Below are 16,986 nucleotides of genomic sequence, written 5' to 3' on the forward strand. Positions count from 1 at the left end.
GAAAATGTAGTTTTCTCAAGCAAAGATTAAATCACACAGCTTTCACATTGGTTAGCACCAACTTCTCCACCGTCATCTGTAAAGGTACGGACGTAGTAGATAGACTTTATACCCTTGTTAAAGGCATAGTTACGAAGGATAGACAAGTCACGTGTCGTTTGTTTGTTTTCTTTTTTCCATTCGTAAAGACCTTTTGGAATGTCACTACGCATGAAGAGAGTGAGTGAAAGTCCTTGATCCACGTGCTCTGTTGCAGCAGCGTAAACATCAATCACTTTACGCATATCCATGTCGTAAGCAGAAGTGTAGTAAGGAATGGTTTCTGTTGACAAGCCAGCAGCAGGGTAGTAGATTTTACCGATTTTCTTCTCTTGGCGTTCTTCGATACGTTGCGTAATCGGGTGGATAGAAGCAGAAACGTCGTTGATGTAGCTGATAGAACCATTTGGAGCTACAGCAAGGCGGTTTTGGTGGTAAAGACCATCTGCTTGAACCTTGTCGCGAAGTTCAGCCCAGTCAGCAGCACTTGGGATAAAGACATCTTTGAAAAGTTCTTTAACACGGTCTGATTTTGGAACAAACTCGCCTGTAATATACTTGTCAAAGTAGCTTCCCTTAGCATAGTCTGATTTTTCAAAGTTATGGAAGGTAATACCACGTTCCCGTGCGATATTGTTTGATTCCACGAGAGTCCAGTAGTTCATAAGCATAAAGTAGATGCTTGTAAATTCAACCGATTCAGGAGATCCATATTCAATCAATTGTTGGGCAAGGTAGCTGTGAAGTCCCATGGCACCAAGACCAAAGGTATGAGCTTGGCTATTTCCGTGGTCGATAGTAGGTACAGCTACGATGTGTGAACTATCAGTAACGAATGTCAAAGCACGAACCATAGCGCGGATAGAACGACCAAAGTCAGGTGAGGTCATCATGTTGACCACGTTTGTTGAACCAAGGTTACATGAAACGTCTGTTCCCATTTGAAGGAATTCTTGAGCATCGTTGATCAAGCTTGGTTCTTGAACTTGAAGAATCTCAGAACACAAGTTACTCATGATGATTTTTCCATCAACAGGATTTGCACGGTTAGCCGTATCAATATTGACTACATAAGGGTAACCAGACTCTTGTTGCAATTTAGAGATTTCAGTTTCCAAATCACGCGCCTTGATTTTTGTCTTGCGGATATTTGGATTTGCGACTAGTTCATCGTATTTTTCAGTAATGTCGATGTAGTTAAAAGGTACACCATACTCTTTTTCGACAGAATAAGGGCTGAAGAGGTACATTTCTTCATTTTTACGCGCTAATTCGTAGAATTTATTGGGGACAACAACACCGAGCGAAAGGGTCTTAACACGAACTTTTTCATCGGCGTTTTCTTTTTTAGTTGAAAGAAAGGCGATGATATCTGGGTGAAAGACGTTGAGGTAGACAACACCAGCGCCTTGACGTTGCCCCAATTGGTTAGAGTAAGAGAAGCTATCTTCGAAAAGCTTCATAACAGGAACGACACCAGAAGCGGCTCCTTCATATCCTTTAATAGGAGCACCAGCTTCACGAAGGTTGCTGAGAGTAATTCCCACACCACCACCAATACGTGAAAGTTGAAGAGCTGAGTTGATAGAACGTCCGATAGAGTTCATATCATCAGTTACTTGGATTAGGAAGCAAGATACTAACTCCCCACGGCGAGCACGTCCAGCATTCAAGAAGGAAGGAGTAGCAGGTTGGTAGCGTTGGTGGATGATTTCATTGGCAATATCGATTGCAACAGCTTCATTGCCATCAGCGAAATAAAGGGCGTTAAAGAAGACGCGGTCTTCCATACTTTCAAGATAATATTCACCGTCGTTTGTCTTCAAGGCATATTGATTGTAAAACTTATAGGCAGCCATGAAAGACTTGAATTGGAAGTTTTGTTCTTTGATAAATTGAGCCAATTCTTCCAAAAATTCTGGACGGTATTTCTTGATAAAGGCTGTTTCGATGTAGTTGTGTTCAATCAGGTAGTCGATTTTATCTTTGATTGAATCAAAAACCATAGTATTTGGAACTACATTTTCTTTAAAGAAGGCATCCAAGGCTTCCTTATCTTTATGAAGCATGATTTGTCCATTGACAGGACGGTTGATTTCGTTATTGAGACGGAAATAAGTCACGTCCTCAAGATGTTTTAATCCCATAAAATTTCCCTTATCTAATTACAAAAGAAAGGCTTCTAAGTTAGCCCTAGAAGCAGTTTCTTCTGGATGATGTACTAAGATTATGCTAATTGTTTCAGTTTTCCTGGTTGGAAACCTGAAAAGACTTCAGTTGGTGTTTGGATAACAGGAGCTGCGCTGAAACCGAGCTCTTTAACTTGATCGATGTACTCAGGTTGCTCATCAAGATTGATTTCACGATAAGCGACATTATTACTGTCCAAGAAACGCTTTGTCATCTTACATTGGACACAGTTGTTTTTAGAATAAACGGTTACCATTGTGTAACTCCTCTTTCAAAATAGATTACTTTCTTAGTATATCAGAAAATAAATTTTTGTCAATGATTTAAAACTAAATATAGTGGTCTATTTTTCTGCTCAAGCTCACAAAACACAATATGTAGTGTTTGTTTTGTGAAATAGTGATAATTATCCTATAAGTTATTTTTTGAAAAACTATATCCTGTGTTTTGTTATCTAGAATAGAAGATTTTCAGCAAGTTATCTGAAAGGAAATCGAATAAATCCCATAAAATGCTTGAAAAAAATCCTAGAAGATGATATAATACAAAATTGTAAGGGTTATCACATATAACTCAAAAAAGAAAGAACAAAAGGAGAGTCAAACTATGGCTTCTAAAGATTTCCACGTAGTGGCAGAAACAGGTATTCACGCACGTCCAGCAACATTGTTGGTACAAACTGCTAGCAAATTTGCTTCAGATATCACTCTTGAGTACAAAGGTAAATCAGTTAACCTTAAATCAATCATGGGTGTTATGAGTCTTGGTGTTGGCCAAGGTGCTGACGTAACTATCTCAGCTGAAGGTGCAGATGCAGATGACGCTATCGCTGCAATCTCAGAAACAATGGAAAAAGAAGGATTGGCATAAGGACAATGACAGAAATGCTTAAAGGAATCGCAGCATCTGACGGTGTTGCAGTTGCAAAAGCATATCTACTCGTTCAACCGGATTTGTCATTCGAGACTGTTTCAGTCGAAGATACAAACGCAGAAGAGGCTCGTTTGGATGTAGCTCTTGAAGCTTCTCAAAACGAGCTTTCTCTTATCCGTGAGAAAGCTGTAGGTACGCTTGGTGAAGAAGCAGCTCAAGTTTTTGACGCTCATTTGATGGTTCTTGCTGACCCAGAATTGATTGGTCAGATTAAAGAAACAATCCGTGCTAAGAAAGTCAATGCTGAAGCAGGTCTTAAAGAAGTGACTGACATGTTCATTACTATCTTTGAAGGCATGGAAGACAACCCATATATGCAAGAACGTGCAGCGGATATCCGCGACGTGACAAAACGTGTATTGGCAAACCTTCTTGGTAAAAAATTGCCAAACCCAGCTTCTATCAATGAAGAAGTAATCGTCATTGCGCATGACTTGACACCATCTGATACAGCTCAATTGGACAAAAACTTTGTAAAAGCTTTTGTAACAAATATCGGTGGACGTACAAGCCACTCAGCTATCATGGCACGTACACTTGAAATTGCAGCTGTATTGGGAACAAATAACATCACTGAAGTGGTTAAAGACGGTGATATCCTTGCCGTTAACGGAATTACTGGTGAAGTGATTATCAACCCAACAGATGAACAAGCGGCAGAATTTAAAGCAGCTGGTGAAGCTTATGCTAAACAAAAAGCTGAATGGGCACTTTTGAAGGATGCTCAAACAGTGACTGCTGACGGTAAACACTTCGAGTTGGCTGCTAACATCGGTACTCCAAAAGACGTTGAAGGTGTTAACAACAACGGTGCAGAAGCTGTTGGACTTTACCGTACAGAATTCTTGTACATGGATTCTCAAGACTTCCCAACTGAAGACGAACAGTATGAAGCATACAAGGCTGTTCTTGAGGGAATGAATGGTAAACCAGTCGTTGTTCGTACAATGGATATTGGTGGAGATAAGGAACTTCCTTACTTCGATATGCCACATGAAATGAATCCATTCCTTGGATTCCGTGCCCTTCGTATCTCTATTTCTGAAACTGGAGATGCAATGTTCCGTACACAAATCCGTGCCCTTCTTCGTGCTTCTGTTCATGGTCAATTGCGTATCATGTTCCCAATGGTTGCCCTTTTGAAAGAATTCCGTGCAGCTAAAGCAGTTTATGAAGAAGAAAAAGCAAACCTTCTTGCTGAAGGTGTTGCAGTTGCGGATGACATCCAAGTTGGTATCATGATTGAAATCCCTGCAGCAGCGATGCTTGCAGACCAATTTGCAAAAGAAGTAGACTTCATGTCAATTGGTACAAACGACTTGATCCAATACTCAATGGCGGCAGACCGTATGAACGAGCAAGTTTCATACCTTTACCAACCATATAACCCATCAATCCTTCGCTTGATCAACAACGTTATCAAGTCAGCTCACGCTGAAGGTAAATGGGCTGGTATGTGTGGTGAGATGGCTGGTGACCAAAAAGCTGTTCCACTTCTTGTCGGAATGGGCTTGGATGAATTCTCTATGTCAGCAACATCTGTACTTCGTACACGTAGCTTGATGAAGAAATTGGATACTGCTAAGATGGAAGAGTACGCTAACCGTGCCCTTACAGAGTGTTCAACAATGGAAGAAGTTCTTGAACTTCAAAAAGAATACGTTAACTTCGATTAATGTGATTAACCTTGTAACCTAGTTGCAAGGTTTTTTGACGCATTTTGGGAAAGTATAGTCTAATAAACTCCACTTTTCAATGGTTCAGAGGCATGGTATAATAGGGGAAACAAATAGAATAAGAGAGAAATCATGTCTAAAGAAATTGATATTGAGTACTACCACCAGCTAGCCTTACAAAAGCAGAAGGAGCATCGAAAAGTTTTAGCCAATTTAAAGAAAAAGCCACCAAAAAATCTAGATAAGATAGCCCAGCAGATTCACCAAGAAGTCTTTACGGAGATTGATTGTACCGCCTGTGCCAACTGTTGCAAGACATTGGGGCCTGACTTTAAAGAAGCGGATATTACACGAATCGCCAAGTATTTCAAAATGAAATTGCCGGCCTTTGAAGCGGAGTTTCTGCAGGTAGATGAAGATGGTGATAAGGTTTTTAAATCCATGCCCTGTCCCTTTTTAGGAGGAGATAATCTTTGTTCCATCTATGAAGTTCGTCCCAAGGCCTGCCGAGAATTTCCTCATACAGACCGCAAAAAGATCCATCAAATCAACCATTTGACGATTAAGAATACTTTGACCTGTCCGGCAGCCTACCTCTTTGTTGAGAAATTAAAGGATAAGTTGTAGAGATTTAAAGGATAAAAAATCTCTAATAATAAGTAGTAATATGAAGGGAGTACTCCTGTGCCTAGACCGAAAACAAAAGAGGAGCTAATGCTGGCCTCTAAGGAAAACTATGAAAAGCTCAATCGTTTCATCTCCCAACTAAGTGAAGATGAGCTACAGACTCCATTTGATTTTTCAAGAGACCCAAAGAAAAAAGAAGCTCACTAGAAAAGGGATGAAAATCTACGGGATGTCTTGATCCATCTTTATGAATGGCAGCAGTTACTTTTGACTTGGGTACATTCTAATCAAAAAGGTCACGAAAGACCTTTTCTCTCTGAACCTTATAATTGGAAAACTTATGGGGAAATGAATGTCGCTTTTTGGAAGAAGCACCAGAAAACCTCCTTAGAAGAAGCGACTAGACTCCAAGAACAATCACATAGGAAGGTTTTAGAGTTGATAGAAGTTTTTAGCAATGACGAACTCTTTACCAAAGGTGTCTATAAGTGGACGGGAGGAACAAGTCTAGGTTCCTACTTTGTTAGTAGCACCTCCAGTCACTATGATTGGGCTCTGAAAAAACTCAAAGCTCATCGGAAGAATTGTAAAGGATAGATGGACTATTTGAAATAGAAAGAATGAGTTCTTTTAAACGTAAGATAAAAGCAAAGGGCTATCAAGTGATGTAGCCCTTTTGAGTTATATAAGCAAATTACCATGCAAATGCTGTCGTTGGAGCATTGAGCGCTTCTAACCACTGTTTATTTTTTACGGGGCAAAGAGTTACGGATATACCTGCCATATCTAGACTGGTCATAAATGTTCCTGATTTTATAAAGGTAATAGTGACTCCTTCAATTTCTAAGAGTTGAAGGAGATCATTGATAAATATGCCCATTTCTAAGTTGCTGGTAGTGCCTAGATTATTTACAAGCAATATAAAATGATCACCCTTTTTCCAATGATAGTGCAATCTTAATTTACTTATAATTTCATTTGCAAGGATTTCCGATGATTGGAATGGGACGATACGATAACCTTCTTCGCCATGTATCCCAATACCATAAGAAATATTTCCTTCTTCCAAGTTAAATAGTGGAAGGGTGGCTTGGGGGAGACTAGCAGATTTCGTTGCAAAGCCAATTGTTGCGATTTCGGGAGCAAGCTGATGACCTAAATCAGTTAGTTGCTCGATGTCGGCACCATTCTGAGCTGCATATCCTAGGACTTTATGAAGTAAAATAGTCCCTGCAAGCCCTCTTCCTCTAATTTGAAATCTATTGTGAGGTTCAATTGAAATATCGTCGTGTGCTAGACTATAGCCAACTTTAATTCCTTCTTTTCTAGCAGTGTTAATGGCCGAGCTAAATTCTTTGATGTCTGCTTCGAAATTTTTTACAATGATGAAGACACCGTGACCATTGTTTAAAAAACGAATGGACTCTAAGATTTCAGTTCTTGTGGGAGGAGTAAATAATTGGCCATAGATAGCAGCAGTAAGCATTCCTTCTCCCACATATCCAATATGAGCAGGTTCGTGACCGGAACCTCCACCCGACAATATTGGAACCTGATGAGGATTGCGATTTTTTTGATAGACTAAAGGTAAGGTAGGGTGTTTTTCTAATTCAGGATGACTGCTGACAGTTGCCGAAATGTAACTTGAAATAATTTTCTGTTTATGATTTGAAATAAATGTCATTGTGGTCTCTTTCCAATAATTGTCATGATTAGAAAGTCTGGTTGTGGAACTGGACTTTTTTTATTGACGTAAGCTTTCACGATTTCGGCTAGAGCATGTGAATGATAGTCTAACAAAAAACAAGTATAAGCAGATGAATCGATATCAATCTGACCATATTCTCTTAAAATTTTTGATACAAGCAAGCGACAGTAGCTGATAAAGTGATCATAGAAGTTATTTTGCCCTTGAATATCAAAAAGTTGAATATAAAAGTCACGCTCTTGTTCGAAATAAAAAATAATTCTTGTAATAGTTTTTGGCCCGAAATGAAGTCCAAGTTATTGGTGATATACTCGGTTAAGTCATTTTCAAATATCCAGTCTAGCAGTTCATATTTGTCAAGAAAGTGATTATAAAAGGTCTGTCTACGAATGCCAGCTGATTCCATGATATCCACAATAGAGATTTTGTCAAATTCTCTAGTAGCTAATAGGTCTCTAAATGCCTTGGCAATCCGTTTTTTTGTAATAAATGATGATGCCATAGGAAGCCTTTCTGTTACTTACTTCATTTTACCAAAAAAATGTTTTAAATGGGTTTAAAAGGGGACAAATAATAGAATCTGTCCCTTATCAGCCAGCAGTAAAAAATATATAATGAAAGCGAAAACAAAGGTTGATGCCGAAAGGAGTTTCTCATGAAAAAAATTATAAATGAACCGACACAAGTTGTTGATGAAATGTTGCAGGGATTGTCATTCATGCATGATGACTTGGTAGAACGCTTAGATGGTTTTGATGTCATCGTTAGAAAGGCAGAAAAGACAGGAAAAGTTGGTCTCATTTCAGGTGGAGGTTCAGGACATGAACCAAGTCATGCTGGTTTTGTAGGAGATGGAATGTTGTCTGCTGCCATTTGTGGAGCAGTCTTCACTTCACCTACTCCGGACCAAATTTTAGAAGCCATTAAGGCGGCTGATGAAGGTGCTGGAGTTTTCATGGTCATCAAGAACTATTCTGGTGACATTATGAACTTTGAAATTGCACAAGAACTTGCTGAAATGGAAGGTATTGATGTAGCAAGTGTTGTGGTTGATGATGATATCGCTGTTGAAAATAGTCTCTATACCCAAGGGCGTCGAGGTGTTGCAGGTACTATATTAGTCCATAAAATTTTGGGTGATGCGGCTCGTTCCGGTAAATCATTATCTGAAATGAAGGACTTGGCCGACAAACTTGTCTTAGAAATTAAAACAATTGGGCTGGCCCTGTCTGGAGCAACCGTTCCTGAGGTTGGGAAACCAGGTTTTGTTCTAGAAGATGATGAATTTGAATATGGTGTTGGTATTCATGGTGAGCCGGGATATAAGAAAGAGAAAATGCAACCTTCAGCACAATTGGCCTCAGAATTGGTTGAAAAACTATCTGAAGGTTTCCGACTTAAAGCTGGAGAACGCTATGGCCTCCTCATTAATGGTTTAGGAAGCACTCCTCTTATGGAACAATACGTATTTGCAAATGATGTGGCAAAATTGCTCCATGAAAAAGGTGTTGACTTGGCGTTTAAGAAAATTGGAAACTATATGACATCAATTGATATGGCTGGCTTGTCATTAACATTGATTCGATTGGCAGATGATGAATGGTTGGATGCTCTAAATGCACCTGTTACTACACCAGCTTGGTAAGGCTCAAGGAGGAAATGTCGCATGAATGTTGAACAAGCTCTTGAATGGATGAAGCTTTTTAATGAAAAGATTCAAGAACAGAAAGATTATCTTAGTGAGCTAGACACCCCTATAGGAGATGGAGACCACGGTGGAAATATGGCGCGTGGCATGGCTGCAGTTATGGAGAACTTAGAAGGAAAGCAATTTGAGAGCAGCAGTGATGTTTTTAAGCTTGTCTCAATGCAACTGCTGAGTAAGGTAGGCGGTGCTTCTGGTCCTCTGTATGGCTCTGCTTTTATGGGCATGGCCAAGGCTGATTCAAATTCGAAATTAGAAGAAATCTTACAAAGTGGTTTGGATATGATTGTCAAACGTGGGAAAGCAGAAGTTGGAGAAAAGACAATGGTTGATGTTTGGACTCCTGTTATTGCTGCCTTGTCTGCTGGCCAATTGACTCAAGAGGTTATTGATAAGGTAGTGAATACTACCAAAGATTTACTTGCAACTAAAGGAAGGGCATCTTATGTAGGAGAACGTTCTCTTGGACATATTGATCCTGGATCATTCTCATCAGGATTACTCTTTACTGCTCTTTTAGAAAGTGGGGTGGTTTAATGGGAAGTATTGGTCTTGTTATCGTTTCACATTCCAAACACATTGCAGAAGGTGTTGTTGAGCTGATTAGTGAAGTAGCTAAAGATGTTCCGATTACTTATGTAGGAGGAACTGAAGATGGAGGAATTGGAACTAGTTTTGATCAAGTAGATAGGGTTGTTTCCAAAAATCCAGCAGATACTTTATTAGCCTTTTTTGATCTAGGTTCTGCTAAAATGAACTTAGAAATGGTGGCTGATTTCAGTGATAAAAGTATCCTCATCAACAGGGTTCCAATTGTAGAAGGTGCCTATACTGCAGCTGCTCTTCTTCAAGCTGGTGCAGAACTGTCAGTTATTCAAACACAGTTGTCGGAGCTTGAAATCAATAAATAAGGAATTTTACTATAACTCTTTTTATAGGTGGGCTATTGATTATCTCAACTATCAAATTTTAAGTAAAAAATTTCAAAATCAGAAAGGGATTGCTTTGGGCAGTTCCTTTTTAATGTAAAAGGAGTAGAATCATAGAGTTTCTAAATTGAGAATCAATCAAAACTGATTGTGATGGGACTATTCTAGCTTTAGAATTCTTTAAAAATTAACATTTAAGGCAATCAATTACTTAGAAGAGTACAAAAACATTTAGTTTATAGGAATTCTAAACCTAGAATTGCATGGATATTTATGAAGTTAGAGTATTCGATAGTTAAGATTGTTCTATTCTGAAAGATTTGAGCTGTCAATCTTCTAGAATAGTAGTTTGCCAATGAATTTTGTTGAAAGATTCCTTGTTTTATGGTAGTCTAAAGTAAAAGAAAGCCCTACCATTATATTTGTATCTTTAATCTGACTTGATTTAGGTCTAGAAGAGGGATAGATATTTGGGATTTTAAATAACAATTATATTTTTACTTGCAAAAAATGTATTTCAACTTTACCTAATGTAGAAGAAGGAAATATCATAAAATGCTTATGACTTGTTAGAAAGAGAATGTAAGCTAAAAATGGATTCTCTTTACATATTAGGAGTAGGTAGATGAGTAATCTAGAGTCAATTCGTAAAGCGCATATCATCGTGTGGGGTGCCTATCTATTTTTATCATTAAGGGCGTCGCTAATTAGCAGCACAGAGTATTTCTTGCTTATTTTTTTAGCGTTTCTCTATTCGATAGTATCGCTCCCTATATATTCAGTGAAAAATAAAATAGTATCTATCTGCCTAGCCATAAATTCGATTCTGTTAATGAGTTTCCCGATTTTAATCAATAAATATTTCCCAGGAAACGTTTCTACTTATTTCGTATTAATAAGTATTTTTATCCTGGAGTTCTTAATCTTTAATAAAATTGGTAGAGACTTTGATACTAGATTAGCTAGTGAATATAGGAAAATCAGTCAGTTTAAAAGTAAGATGTCTCAATCTCCTTGGATAAAATATTTTGAGATTTCTAGTTTTATATTAACTATATTTCCATTTATTCTTCATGGTACAGTTGCTAATCGTGTATTTGCTCTTATCTTTTTGATAAAAATTTGTGTAGATACTACGATAAAGGTTCTATTAAATAGAATCTTTAATTCAAGTGAGATGATGAAAAGGAGGATATTTTCTCTTTTTGTACTAGATTTGATAGTCTATTTATTTTTAGACTATGTTTTAGTGATACAAAAAGACGTATATCTGTTTTCAATTCTACTAATTTTTTCTAATTTCTCACTTCCCTTTATCAGAGAAAAAGAGTATGAATTATTTAAAAATAAGAAGTGAGATAGATATGGTTAAATCTTACTTCTCTTTAAAATCAAATCAGGTAGAGAAAGGATATCTTATCTAGGTAACAAAGTGCTTTAAACGCAGTCGACGATTACTTATTAGAGAACTATCCTAACCATGCAACGTTAAAGAGGAGAAATCTTATGAAACTCGTATCACCAAATAATTATGTTGCTATTGAGTAAGAAGAGATGAGGTGTCTTGATGGGGGATTATCTCTACATAAAGACGGGGGAATGTTACAGTAAACGTAGCCATTGCTTATTTTATGGGCAAGTTCCATATTGATTAGTATGTATCTTATACCTTTTATTAAAACTGAGAATAAATTTTGGGAGATACTTTTATTTATTTTAGGTGTATTGCTAATTGGAATTGCGTTATTAAGTCATAAAAAATTAAATTTTGGAAATAGCGTTAGTGAGAATAACAGGATGATAGTATTATGATGGTTGTTTTAATTTTGATGGTTGTGGTGTTTTTGTATTATGTAATTACAGAGTATTTTCAGAATAGTTATATTGACTGTATACTATTTCTAACATTGCTGATTTCTCATTTGATATGGGATTACTATTTTTTGCCCATTGAAGTTTTAGTGGCATTAAGTGGAGTAAATTTGCTGTCAAGATTATTCAAAAAAATGAGAAGTCAATAGATTTGTTAGTGGATTATAAAGATGAAAGGTAAAATTGGGATATTTAAAATGAAACATTTTTTTGCAGGAATTGGTGAGATAAGATTTAGTAGTTATCTATTATCTCTATGCGTAGGACTAGCCTCTCTTTTTCATATCTATGTAATAGGCTCTGAAATGAGTTTTGTGAAAATAGTATTATCTATTTTGGGAGTCATATTTGTATGTATTTTAACTATTGCTCGAATTTATAGAAGGTTTTTCTATAATAAAAATAAACTTGACTAGAATAGTATGAATTAGTTAATCAATTGGAACGATTATTCTTTGTGATACTATACCACTTTTAAGTTTTTACATTAAACAGCTGGCTGAAGTGAAAGTTGTTTCTCTTAGAAAGGAAAACCTCAAATTGTCCTACAAATTTCTACTTTTCGACCTTGACCACACTCTTCTTGATTTTGATGTTGCTGAGGATGTGGCTTTGACCCAACTTCTAAAAGAAGAAGGAGTTGCGGATATTCAGGCTTATAAAGACTATTATGTTCCTATGAACAAGGCTCTCTGGAAGGACTTGGAGCAAAAGAAAATTAGTAAACAAGAGCTGGTTAACACGCGCTTTTCTCGTTTATTTGCTCACTTTGGACAGGAAAAAGACGGTAGTTTTCTAGCCCAGCGTTACCAATTTTACCTCGCTCAACAGGGACAAACTTTTTTAGGCGCTCATAAACTCTTAGACAACCTCATTGAGCGAGATTATGAGCTATATGCTGCGACAAATGGGATTACTGCCATTCAGACGGGACGTTTGGCTCAATCTGGTCTAGCACCTTATTTCAATCAAGTTTTTATCTCTGAACAGCTACAAACACAAAAGCCTGATGCTCTCTTTTATGAAAAAATTGGTCAGCAGATTGAAGTTTTTAGCAAAGAAAAGACGCTGATGATTGGAGATTCTCTAACCGCCGACATTCAAGGTGGCAATAATGCGGGGATTGACACTATCTGGTACAATCCTCATCACCTCGAAAATCACACACAAGCCCAGCCAACCTACGAAGTCCATTCTTACCAAGACTTGCTGGATTGTTTAGATAAACTGTAAAAAGTGGTTTAGATAGCCACTTTTTGCTATAATAGAGGCAGTAAAATGAAGGAGTTGACTATGGAACACTCGTCTTGGCATGCTTTGATTAAGGAGCAATTACCTGAGGGTTATTTCGGGAAAATCAATCAGTTTATGGAGCAGGTCTATTCTCAAGGGACTATTTATCCGCCCAAAGAAAAGGTTTTTCAGGCTCTCTTGACAACACCGCTTGAAGAAGTTAAGGTGGTGATTCTAGGGCAAGATCCCTATCACGGGCCAGGTCAAGCGCAGGGCTTGAGTTTTTCTGTACCCGACTCTATCCCAGCTCCGCCATCCTTGCAAAATATCTTGAAAGAATTGTCAGATGATCTTGGCGTTAAGAAATCCCATGATTTGACAGCTTGGGCTGAGCAAGGAGTCTTGCTTCTCAATGCTTGTTTGACGGTTCCTGCTGGACAGGCCAATGGTCATGCCGGTCAGATATGGGAGCCTTTTACTGATGCTGTGATTCAGGTGGTCAATCATCTAGATAGACCAGTTGTTTTTGTACTCTGGGGAGCTTATGCACGTAAGAAGAAGGCCTTAGTTACCAATCCTCATCACTTGATTATCGAATCAGCCCATCCCAGTCCTTTATCAGTTTATAGAGGATTTTGGGGTTCCAAGCCTTTTTCCAAGGCCAATGCATTCTTAAAAGAGACAGGACAAGAGCCAATCGATTGGCTTAGATAAGGAGAGAATATGCCTCAGTTAGCGACGATTTGCTACATTGATAACGGGAAAGAACTGCTCATGCTTCATCGCAATAAAAAGCCAAATGATGTCCATGCGGGTAAATGGATTGGTGTGGGTGGTAAGCTAGAAAGAGGTGAGACCCCTCAGGAATGCGCGGCGCGTGAAATCCTTGAAGAAACAGGGCTCAAAGCCAAGCCAGTTCTAAAAGGTGTCATCACTTTTCCTGAATTCACACCAGATTTAGACTGGTACACCTATGTTTTTAAGGTGACAGAGTTTGAGGGGGATTTGATTGACTGTAATGAGGGGACGTTAGAATGGGTTCCCTATGACGAGGTTTTGAGCAAGCCGACTTGGGAAGGTGACCATACCTTTGTTGAGTGGCTTTTAGAGGATAAACCCTTCTTTTCAGCCAAGTTTGTTTATGATGGGGATAAATTGTTGGATACCCAAGTTGATTTCTATGAATAAAGGAGAAAGCAGATGCTACTAATCAAAAATGGTCGTGTAATGGATCCCAAGTCTGGTTTGGATCAAGTGTGTGATGTCTTAGTTCAAGATGGGAAAATTGTCAAAATTGCGCCTGAGATCAAAGAAGAAGGAGCAGAAATAATTGATGCTACTGGTCTTGTAGTTGCTCCTGGCTTGGTCGATATTCATGTTCATTTCCGTGAACCTGGTCAGACCCACAAGGAGGATATCCATACTGGTGCCCTAGCAGCCGCTGCAGGTGGTTTTACAACGGTTGTCATGATGGCTAATACTAGTCCAACTATTTCAGAAGTGGAGACTTTACAAGAAGTTCTCCAGTCAGCTGCCAAAGAGAAGATTCATGTTAAGACGGTTGCGACCATTACTAAAAATTTTAATGGGCAAGATTTGACTGACTTTAAAGAACTCTTAGAAGCTGGTGCAGTCGGTTTTTCTGATGATGGTATTCCGCTTGAAAGCAGTAAAGTTGTCAAGGAAGCCATGGAAGAAGCCAAAAAGCTTAATACCTTTATTAGTCTCCATGAGGAAGATCCAGGTTTGAATGGGATTCTTGGCTTTAACGAAAATATTGCTAAAGAACATTTCCATATCTGCGGTGCGACTGGGGTGGCTGAGTATGCTATGATGGCGCGTGATGTCATGATTGCCTATGCAACCAAGGCCCATGTTCATATTCAGCATTTGTCTAAGGAAGAGAGTGTTAAAGTAGTTGAGTTTGCTCAGGGGCTAGGTGCGCAAGTCACAGCAGAAGTAGCGCCACAGCATTTCTCTAAGACAGAAGCACTTCTTTTGACACAAGGAAGCAATGCCAAGATGAATCCGCCGCTTCGTTTGGAATCAGACCGTCGTGCTGTTATTGAAGGTCTCAAATCAGGCGTCATCACAGTTATTGCGACGGACCACGCCCCTCACCATGCAGATGAGAAAAACGTTGAGGATATTACCAAAGCACCATCTGGTATGACTGGTTTGGAAACTTCTCTTTCCCTCGGTTTAACTTATTTGGTGGAAGCTGGTGAGTTGAGTTTGATGGAATTACTAGAAAAGACGACATACAACCCAGCCAAGCTTTACAATTTTGAAGCAGGTTACTTGGCTGAGAATGGTCCAGCGGATATCACTATTTTTGATGCTAAGGCTGACCGCCTTGTGGACTCCCATTTTGCTTCAAAAGCAGCTAATTCACCATTCATCGGTGAAACCTTAAAAGGGCAGGTTAAATATACCATCTGTAAGGGACAAATTGTCTATCAAAACTAGGTGGAAGTCTGATCTGTAAACAAAAAGATAGAGAGCCTATATGTACCAAACCCATCATTTTAAAGACAAATTTATCTTATTTTTAAAGATATTTTTCCCTATCCTGATTTATCAATTTGCCAATTATTCTGCCTCTTTTGTTGATACGACTATGACTGGCCAATACAATACCATGGACTTGGCTGGTGTGTCTATGGCAACCAGTATCTGGAACCCTTTCTTTACCTTTCTAACAGGGATTGTATCGGCCTTGGTGCCCATCATTGGTCACCATCTTGGTCGAGGCAAAAAGGAAGAGGTTGCGTCTGATTTTTACCAGTTTATTTATTTGGCCTTGGGTCTATCTGTGGTCTTGCTGGGGATGGTACTTTTTTTGGCACCACCAATCTTGAATCATATTGGACTAGAAGTACCAGTGGCGGCAGTAGCAGTTCGTTATCTCTGGTTTTTATCTATCGGGATTATCCCCCTGTTGCTCTTTAGTGTCATTCGCTCCTTGCTGGATTCGCTGGGGTTGACCAAACTGTCTATGTATCTCATGCTTTTGTTACTTCCCTTGAATAGTGGATTTAACTATCTCTTGATTTACGGGGCCTTTGGTGTTCCAGAACTGGGAGGTGCTGGTTCAGGTTTAGGAACTTCTTTGGCCTACTGGGTCTTGCTGGGGATTTCTGTTCTGGTTCTATTTAAACAGACGAAGCTCAAAGCCTTACACCTTGAGAAACGAATTCCTCTTAATATGGATAAAATTAAGGAAGGGGTTCGCTTAGGTCTTCCTATTGGGGGGACTGTCTTCGCGGAAGTGGCTATCTTTTCTGTGGTTGGTTTGATTATGGCTAAGTTCTCATCCTTGATTATCGCTAGTCACCAGTCAGCTATGAACTTTTCAACTCTCATGTACGCCTTTCCTATGAGTATCTCATCGGCTATGGCTATTGTCGTTTCCTATGAAGTGGGAGCCAAGAGATTTGATGATGCGAAAACTTATATTGGTCTAGGAAGATGGACAGCCCTTATTTTTGCAGGTTTTACCTTAACCTTCCTTTACATTTTTAGAGGAAATGTAGCCAGTCTTTATGGTAACAACCCAGAATTCATCGATTTGACAGCGCGCTTTTTAACTTATAGTCTTTTTTTTCAGTTAGCAGATACCTTTGCGGCACCGCTTCAGGGAATTTTAAGGGGTTATAAGGATACAGTTATTCCTTTTTACCTTGGTTTGGTTGGTTATTGGGGCGTAGCAATTCCAGTGGCTATGCTATTTGATTCCCTAACAGATTTTGGAGCTTATTCTTATTGGATTGGTTTGATTATTAGTCTAATTGTAAGTGGGGCCCTCTACCGTTGGCGTTTAACTGTGATTATGAAGAGATTTGAATCTAGAAAAGCTTGATTTTTAGAATTCCTGCAAGCAAAAATATCCTTCCTTATCTGCATTATTTTTGCTATAGTTAAATTAGTAGTAGGCAAATGAGAATTTCAAAAATATAGAAACCATTGATATTCCAAGCTACTTTACTGGTATCAAATATAAAGAAAAAGAAGTTGCTTATTTTTAGCAGCTTCTTTTCTTGACATATATTTTACATAAGTTATATTACGTAA

General features: G+C 38.6%; 19 protein-coding genes and 1 pseudogene. 15 read left to right on the forward strand and 5 right to left on the reverse strand.

The features are described from left to right. Nucleotides 1-26: 26 nt before the first annotated feature. Together nrdE and nrdH are read right to left on the reverse strand one after the other, a co-directional pair. Nucleotides 27-2,186: a class 1b ribonucleoside-diphosphate reductase subunit alpha gene (gene nrdE / locus SK637_RS04710; protein ID WP_033688767.1), complete on the reverse strand. Its 2,160-nt coding sequence runs from the start codon at nucleotides 2,184-2,186 to the stop codon at nucleotides 27-29. Nucleotides 2,187-2,266: 80 nt separating this feature from the next. Then, on the reverse strand, nucleotides 2,267-2,485 hold the full coding sequence (gene nrdH, locus SK637_RS04715; protein ID WP_000259240.1) for a glutaredoxin-like protein NrdH: 219 nt from the start codon (nucleotides 2,483-2,485) through the stop codon (nucleotides 2,267-2,269). Between the two features lie 350 nt (nucleotides 2,486-2,835). On the opposite strand from nrdH, the gene SK637_RS04720 reads away from it, so the two are divergent. The 4 genes and pseudogenes from SK637_RS04720 to SK637_RS04735 all read left to right on the forward strand — a co-directional run bounded on the left by SK637_RS04720 (nucleotide 2,836) and on the right by SK637_RS04735 (nucleotide 6,062). Next, nucleotides 2,836-3,099: a phosphocarrier protein HPr gene (locus SK637_RS04720; RefSeq protein ID WP_000146947.1), complete on the forward strand. Its 264-nt coding sequence runs from the start codon at nucleotides 2,836-2,838 to the stop codon at nucleotides 3,097-3,099. A 5-nt stretch (nucleotides 3,100-3,104) separates the two neighbouring features. Beyond that, nucleotides 3,105-4,838 (forward strand): phosphoenolpyruvate--protein phosphotransferase, encoded by a 1,734-nt coding sequence (gene ptsP, locus SK637_RS04725; protein ID WP_033688768.1) that lies wholly within the window; start codon nucleotides 3,105-3,107, stop codon nucleotides 4,836-4,838. A gap of 132 nt (nucleotides 4,839-4,970) precedes the next feature. Continuing rightward, complete coding sequence (locus SK637_RS04730; protein WP_033688769.1) at nucleotides 4,971-5,465, forward strand: YkgJ family cysteine cluster protein; 495 nt, start codon at nucleotides 4,971-4,973, stop codon at nucleotides 5,463-5,465. Between the two features lie 57 nt (nucleotides 5,466-5,522). After that, nucleotides 5,523-6,062 (forward strand): annotated as a pseudogene (locus SK637_RS04735) (ClbS/DfsB family four-helix bundle protein). Between the two features lie 97 nt (nucleotides 6,063-6,159). On the opposite strand, the gene dhaQ reads toward SK637_RS04735, so the two are convergent. The 3 genes from dhaQ to dhaS are packed head-to-tail and all read right to left on the reverse strand — an operon-like array spanning nucleotide 6,160 to nucleotide 7,675. Further along, on the reverse strand, nucleotides 6,160-7,149 hold the full coding sequence (dhaQ, locus tag SK637_RS04740; RefSeq protein WP_033688770.1) for a DhaKLM operon coactivator DhaQ: 990 nt from the start codon (nucleotides 7,147-7,149) through the stop codon (nucleotides 6,160-6,162). Next, nucleotides 7,146-7,430: a TetR-like C-terminal domain-containing protein gene (locus SK637_RS10120; RefSeq protein WP_349289769.1), complete on the reverse strand. Its 285-nt coding sequence runs from the start codon at nucleotides 7,428-7,430 to the stop codon at nucleotides 7,146-7,148. The genes dhaQ and SK637_RS10120 overlap by 4 nt, the downstream gene beginning before the upstream one ends. After that, nucleotides 7,313-7,675: a dihydroxyacetone kinase transcriptional activator DhaS gene (dhaS, locus tag SK637_RS04745; RefSeq protein ID WP_237397642.1), complete on the reverse strand. Its 363-nt coding sequence runs from the start codon at nucleotides 7,673-7,675 to the stop codon at nucleotides 7,313-7,315. The genes SK637_RS10120 and dhaS overlap by 118 nt, the downstream gene beginning before the upstream one ends. Nucleotides 7,676-7,828: 153 nt before the next feature. On the opposite strand from dhaS, the gene dhaK reads away from it, so the two are divergent. From dhaK to pdrM, 11 genes are all read left to right on the forward strand, one after another. Continuing rightward, nucleotides 7,829-8,818, forward strand: a complete 990-nt coding sequence (dhaK, locus tag SK637_RS04750; RefSeq protein ID WP_033688771.1) for a dihydroxyacetone kinase subunit DhaK — start codon at nucleotides 7,829-7,831, stop codon at nucleotides 8,816-8,818. Nucleotides 8,819-8,839: 21 nt separating this feature from the next. After that, a complete protein-coding gene (gene dhaL / locus SK637_RS04755; RefSeq protein WP_033688772.1) occupies nucleotides 8,840-9,415 on the forward strand; it encodes a dihydroxyacetone kinase subunit DhaL in 576 nt (191 codons plus the stop codon). Continuing rightward, nucleotides 9,415-9,789 carry a dihydroxyacetone kinase phosphoryl donor subunit DhaM gene (dhaM, locus tag SK637_RS04760; protein WP_033688773.1) on the forward strand — a complete coding sequence of 125 codons (375 nt, stop codon included), beginning with the start codon at nucleotides 9,415-9,417 and terminating at the stop codon, nucleotides 9,787-9,789. Before dhaL ends, dhaM begins: the two co-directional genes overlap by 1 nt. 643 nt (nucleotides 9,790-10,432) lie before the next feature. Beyond that, on the forward strand, nucleotides 10,433-11,164 hold the full coding sequence (locus SK637_RS04765; protein ID WP_033688774.1) for a hypothetical protein: 732 nt from the start codon (nucleotides 10,433-10,435) through the stop codon (nucleotides 11,162-11,164). A gap of 451 nt (nucleotides 11,165-11,615) precedes the next feature. After that, nucleotides 11,616-11,828, forward strand: a complete 213-nt coding sequence (locus SK637_RS10125) for a hypothetical protein (protein ID WP_033688775.1) — start codon at nucleotides 11,616-11,618, stop codon at nucleotides 11,826-11,828. A 48-nt stretch (nucleotides 11,829-11,876) separates the two neighbouring features. Further along, complete coding sequence (locus tag SK637_RS10130; RefSeq protein WP_033688998.1) at nucleotides 11,877-12,095, forward strand: hypothetical protein; 219 nt, start codon at nucleotides 11,877-11,879, stop codon at nucleotides 12,093-12,095. Between the two features lie 124 nt (nucleotides 12,096-12,219). Further along, nucleotides 12,220-12,912, forward strand: a complete 693-nt coding sequence (gene pynA, locus SK637_RS04785; RefSeq protein WP_033688776.1) for a pyrimidine 5'-nucleotidase PynA — start codon at nucleotides 12,220-12,222, stop codon at nucleotides 12,910-12,912. A 60-nt stretch (nucleotides 12,913-12,972) separates the two neighbouring features. Next, complete coding sequence (locus SK637_RS04790; RefSeq protein WP_033688777.1) at nucleotides 12,973-13,626, forward strand: uracil-DNA glycosylase; 654 nt, start codon at nucleotides 12,973-12,975, stop codon at nucleotides 13,624-13,626. A gap of 9 nt (nucleotides 13,627-13,635) precedes the next feature. Then, nucleotides 13,636-14,100, forward strand: coding sequence for an NUDIX hydrolase (locus tag SK637_RS04795; protein ID WP_001135756.1), 465 nt, complete (start codon nucleotides 13,636-13,638; stop codon nucleotides 14,098-14,100). Between the two features lie 12 nt (nucleotides 14,101-14,112). Then, nucleotides 14,113-15,381, forward strand: coding sequence for a dihydroorotase (locus tag SK637_RS04800; protein ID WP_033688778.1), 1,269 nt, complete (start codon nucleotides 14,113-14,115; stop codon nucleotides 15,379-15,381). 40 nt (nucleotides 15,382-15,421) lie between these two features. Beyond that, nucleotides 15,422-16,774, forward strand: a complete 1,353-nt coding sequence (gene pdrM, locus SK637_RS04805; RefSeq protein WP_033688779.1) for a sodium-coupled multidrug efflux MATE transporter PdrM — start codon at nucleotides 15,422-15,424, stop codon at nucleotides 16,772-16,774. Nucleotides 16,775-16,986: the final 212 nt, after the last annotated feature.

Origin of the sequence: Streptococcus mitis, assembly GCF_000722765.2 — a bacterium.
GTDB lineage: Bacteria > Bacillota > Bacilli > Lactobacillales > Streptococcaceae > Streptococcus > Streptococcus mitis_AQ.